Annotated in this window: 3 protein-coding genes and 1 pseudogene; 3 read left to right on the forward strand and 1 reads right to left on the reverse strand. The window is 53.8% G+C overall.

The genetic code is table 11. The features are described 5' to 3' along the window. Window positions 1–825 (reverse strand): LysR family transcriptional regulator (locus INT22_RS19890; RefSeq protein ID WP_193068789.1); only part of this gene is annotated, 825 nt, incomplete at its 3' end. 142 nt (window positions 826–967) lie between these two features. Here INT22_RS19890 and trpB point away from each other — a divergent pair. From trpB to INT22_RS21700, 3 genes and pseudogenes are all read left to right on the forward strand, one after another. Continuing rightward, the gene (gene trpB, locus INT22_RS19895; RefSeq protein WP_193068790.1) at window positions 968–2,173 is read left to right on the forward strand and encodes a tryptophan synthase subunit beta; all 1,206 of its coding nucleotides are present in this window, start codon (window positions 968–970) and stop codon (window positions 2,171–2,173) included. 20 nt (window positions 2,174–2,193) lie between these two features. Further along, a complete protein-coding gene (gene trpA / locus INT22_RS19900; protein WP_193068791.1) occupies window positions 2,194–3,033 on the forward strand; it encodes a tryptophan synthase subunit alpha in 840 nt (279 codons plus the stop codon). A gap of 212 nt (window positions 3,034–3,245) precedes the next feature. Further along, window positions 3,246–4,107, forward strand: a pseudogene (locus INT22_RS21700) (Fic family protein); the annotation flags it as partial.

The following is a 4,107-nucleotide window of genomic DNA, read 5'->3' on the forward strand; positions in this document are numbered from 1 at the left end:
CAGCCATAGGCAGAGGCGGGCGGGCGTTTCGATACTTCCCCAGGGGGCCACAAGCCGCCCGCTGCGTAAATCGTCTTCCACCAGTAGCTTGGGCGCTATTGCTACGCCCAAGCCCGCCACGGCTGCTTCAATCAGATAATAAAGATGGGCAAACCCTTGGCCCTGTTGAAGGGCATCCTCCAATGCACGTTGCGCCAGCCCTTTGGCGCTCGCCCACTGTGGCCACGCCTGGGGGCGTGAAGCGGTCACTAACAGCTTGTTGGCAAATAACGATTCTGGCTTGGCTGGGTCAATGTGCGCGGCTAGTAGTGGGCTTGCTATCGGGCAAATCTGCTCGGGAAGTAGCTCGATAACCTCCACATCCGCGGGCCAGGGCGGTTCAATAAACGCCAGGGTGGCGCTGGTATCTACCTGTTGACCGGGCAGTTCGCTGTCACTTACCACGACTTTTAGCTTCAGTTGCGGCAGCTCTTGGTTCAGCCGATCCAGGCGGGGAATTAGCCAGCGCGCTAGCAGGCTGCCGGGGCAGGCCAGGGTAAAGGGCGCTTCTTCCACATCACGCTTGAGTGCTGCGCAACTATTGCGCAGTTTGCTAAATGCCTCGCCCACGCCGCTTTGCAGTTGCTCACCATGGTGAGTCAGCACCAGACCACGGCCTGCTTTTGCAAATAGTGCTGCACCAAAATGCTCATCCAGGCTTTTAAGTTGGCGGCTAACCGCGCCATGGGTAACGCTTAGCTCATCGGCAGCAGCAGTTACGCTACCCAATCGGGCTGTGGCTTCAAAGGCGCGCAGGGCGCTAAGCGGCGGCATGCTGTTCTGCATTGCTGATCCCATAATGATGTTCTGTTTTAATAGTTGATTAAAACTCACCTATTGGTGACATCTTATCGATTTTTATCTTCGTGCGCTTGCGCTACTTTCATTGCAATCAAAACCGCTTCCCAAACCGCACTCAGAGGTCGTGATGAACCAATTCGTGAACCTGCCCGATGCCAACGGACTGTTTGGCAGCTTCGGCGGCCGCTTTGTCGCTGAAACACTCATGCCGCTCATTTTAGAGCTGCAAGATGAATACGCTGCTGCTAAAAATGACCCCGAATTCCAGCGCCAGTTAGCCTACTTTCAAGGGGACTACGTCGGGCGGCCAAGCCCGCTTTATTTCGCTGAAAGACTGACCGAACACTTCGGTGGGGCGAGTATTTACCTCAAGCGCGAAGAGCTTAACCACACCGGCGCGCACAAGATTAACAACTGCATTGGCCAGGTACTGCTGGCCAAGCAGATGGGCAAAAAGCGCATCATTGCTGAAACCGGCGCCGGTATGCACGGAGTGGCCACCGCCACGGTAGCAGCGCGTTTTGGTCTGCCTTGTGTCATCTATATGGGCTCAACCGATATCGAGCGCCAGCAGCCTAACGTGTTCCGCATGAAACTACTGGGGGCTGAGGTGATTCCCGTTACCTCCGGCACTGGCACACTCAAAGATGCCATGAACGAAGCGCTGCGCGACTGGGTGACCAATGTCGACGACACCTTCTACATTATTGGAACCGTGGCTGGGCCGCACCCGTACCCTGCGATGGTGCGCGACTTCCAAGCGGTGATTGGCCATGAAACCCGCAGTCAAATGCTCGAAAAGCAGGGGCGTCTGCCGGATTCGCTGGTGGCCTGTATTGGTGGCGGATCAAACGCTATGGGGCTGTTCCATCCGTTCTTAAACGACCCAGATGTGCAGATGATTGGCGTAGAAGCGGGCGGCAAAGGTGTTAAAAGCGGCCTGCATGCCGCCAGCTTGAACGGCGGGACGCCTGGCGTACTGCATGGTAACCGCACCTACTTGCTGCAAAACGAAGATGGCCAGATTATTGACGCCCACTCGATTTCCGCAGGGCTGGATTATCCCGGTATCGGCCCAGAACACGCATGGCTCCACGAGCAGGGACGGGTTGAGTACGTTTCCGCCACTGACGATGAAGCGTTGGAAGCCTTCCAGATCTGCTGCCGTCAAGAAGGCATTATTCCCGCCCTGGAAACTGCCCACGCCTTGGCGGAAGTGGCTAAGCGTGCGCCCCGGCTTCCCCGTGAACACTTAATGGTGGTCAACCTTAGCGGTCGTGGCGACAAAGACATGATGAGCGTCGCCCATCATCTAGGTGAGAAATTCCAATGAGTGCGAACCAGGAGACTGTTATGAATATCCCCACTCGTCTTGAACACTGCTTTGCCGCGCTCAAGCAGCAGAACCGCCCAGCGCTGGTTAGCTACCTCACCGCAGGTGATCCAGACGCGGATACTTCGCGCCGCCTGCTACATGGGTTACCTGAAGCAGGGGTGGATATCATCGAACTCGGCATGCCGTTTAGTGACCCTATGGCCGATGGTCCCGCGATTCAAAAAGCCGCGCTGCGTGCACTTGAAGGCGGTCAAACCCAAGTTAAAACGTTGGACATGGTGCGCCGTTTCCGCGAGCAGAATAGCACCACGCCTATCGTACTGATGGGCTACTACAACCCGATTTACTGCTATGGCGTTGAGCGCTTTCTAACGGAGGCCGCCAGCGCTGGAGTCGATGGGCTGATTGTGGTAGACCTGCCCCCTGAGCATGATGAAGAACTCTGCCAGCCAGCAGCTCAGCACGGCATTGATTTTATCCGCTTAGCCACCCCGACCACCGATGCTAAACGGTTGCCCAAAGTACTCAGCAACACCTCTGGGTTTATCTACTACGTATCGGTGGCGGGGGTTACTGGCGGTAGTGCGCCAACACCACAACGGTTAGAGGCGTCGGTTGCTCAGCTCCGCGAATATACCAAATTACCCATTGCCGTTGGCTTTGGAATACGCACCGCCGAGCAAGCCGCTACCATTGGACGCTTTAGCGATGCGGTGGTGGTCGGCTCCGCGCTTGTTGACTGCATCGAACATGCCAGCACGCCTGATGAAGCAGTGGAGCGAGTGCACGGCTTAGTCAGTGAGCTGGCAGAAAGCGTCAGGGTGTGCAGGGAGGTGAGTGAGTCACAAGTTTGTTGATACCAGCAGAGTAAAAAAAACGATATGTTAAGAGAGCAGGCCAGCAGCGCCTGCTTTTTTTGTCAGTTTGTTAGCCTCATTGGGAGACAGTATTAGGCGCGGCTGTTCAGGTGTTTACTTTTCCTTAAGTTAATAAAAAATTGTGTTTTGGTTGATTACTGAACATTTTATTGTTGAAGTGAATAAAATATTTTGCTCTGAGGCGTTTTGTGATGAAACCGGTAGGCTATGCGTATCTGTATGAGCACTTAGGGTTGAGGGTATGCCCACCCCTTTGCCCTGCGCGGGTGCGACCAGTCACACGTATTATGTCTATGGAGAAAGAAATAGCCGTACCTGCCGGGCGTGCGCCAGAAACATCGCTGCTCGACCATCTACTTTTTGCACTTAAACATGAAGGTATTGATCTCGCCATTTTGGCTGGCGCATTGCCACATTTACCCATAGAAACGCTACAAGATGCTTTGCAAGCCTCACCGAATGGTATCTATTTAAGAAAATTAGGCTATTTGTACGAAGCGCTAGTCAAACGTTTGCCGTTCGATATAGCTGTCAGTGGCAGAGTCGTGCCTTTATTTGATCCTGAACGCTATGTTATCGGCCCTGCAGTACGCGACAGCCGTTGGCGGATTGACTTCAATGGACTAGGCACGCTTCGCTATTGTGCCATCGTGAGGCGTACACCAGAAATTGCTGCACTACTTGAGCAGGATATTCTGACCCAAGCCGCTACCTTTATGGCCTCCTTACCACCTGGCATGTTAGATCGTGCGATTCAGTGGGCCTATCTCAGTGAAACTCAATCTTCTTTTGCCATTGAGCGGGAATCTCCGTCGCCTGATAAACAACAGCGCTTTATGCAGCTACTGCGTCAAGCCCATGAGCGTAAACCATTAACAGAAGCTTACCTTGTCGAACTGCAAAATAGCACAATCAGCAACCCTTTCGACAAATCACTGGCATTTCGCAATGAACAAAATTATTTACATAATGGGCTGCCCGGAGCATTAGGCGTTAGCTATTTACCGCCCCCCCCAGCCCTTTGCGATGAGTTAATGGACGCACTAATGGCTT

It is taken from the genome of Halomonas sp. 3D7M (assembly GCF_014897885.1).
Classification (GTDB): Bacteria; Pseudomonadota; Gammaproteobacteria; order Pseudomonadales; family Halomonadaceae; genus Vreelandella.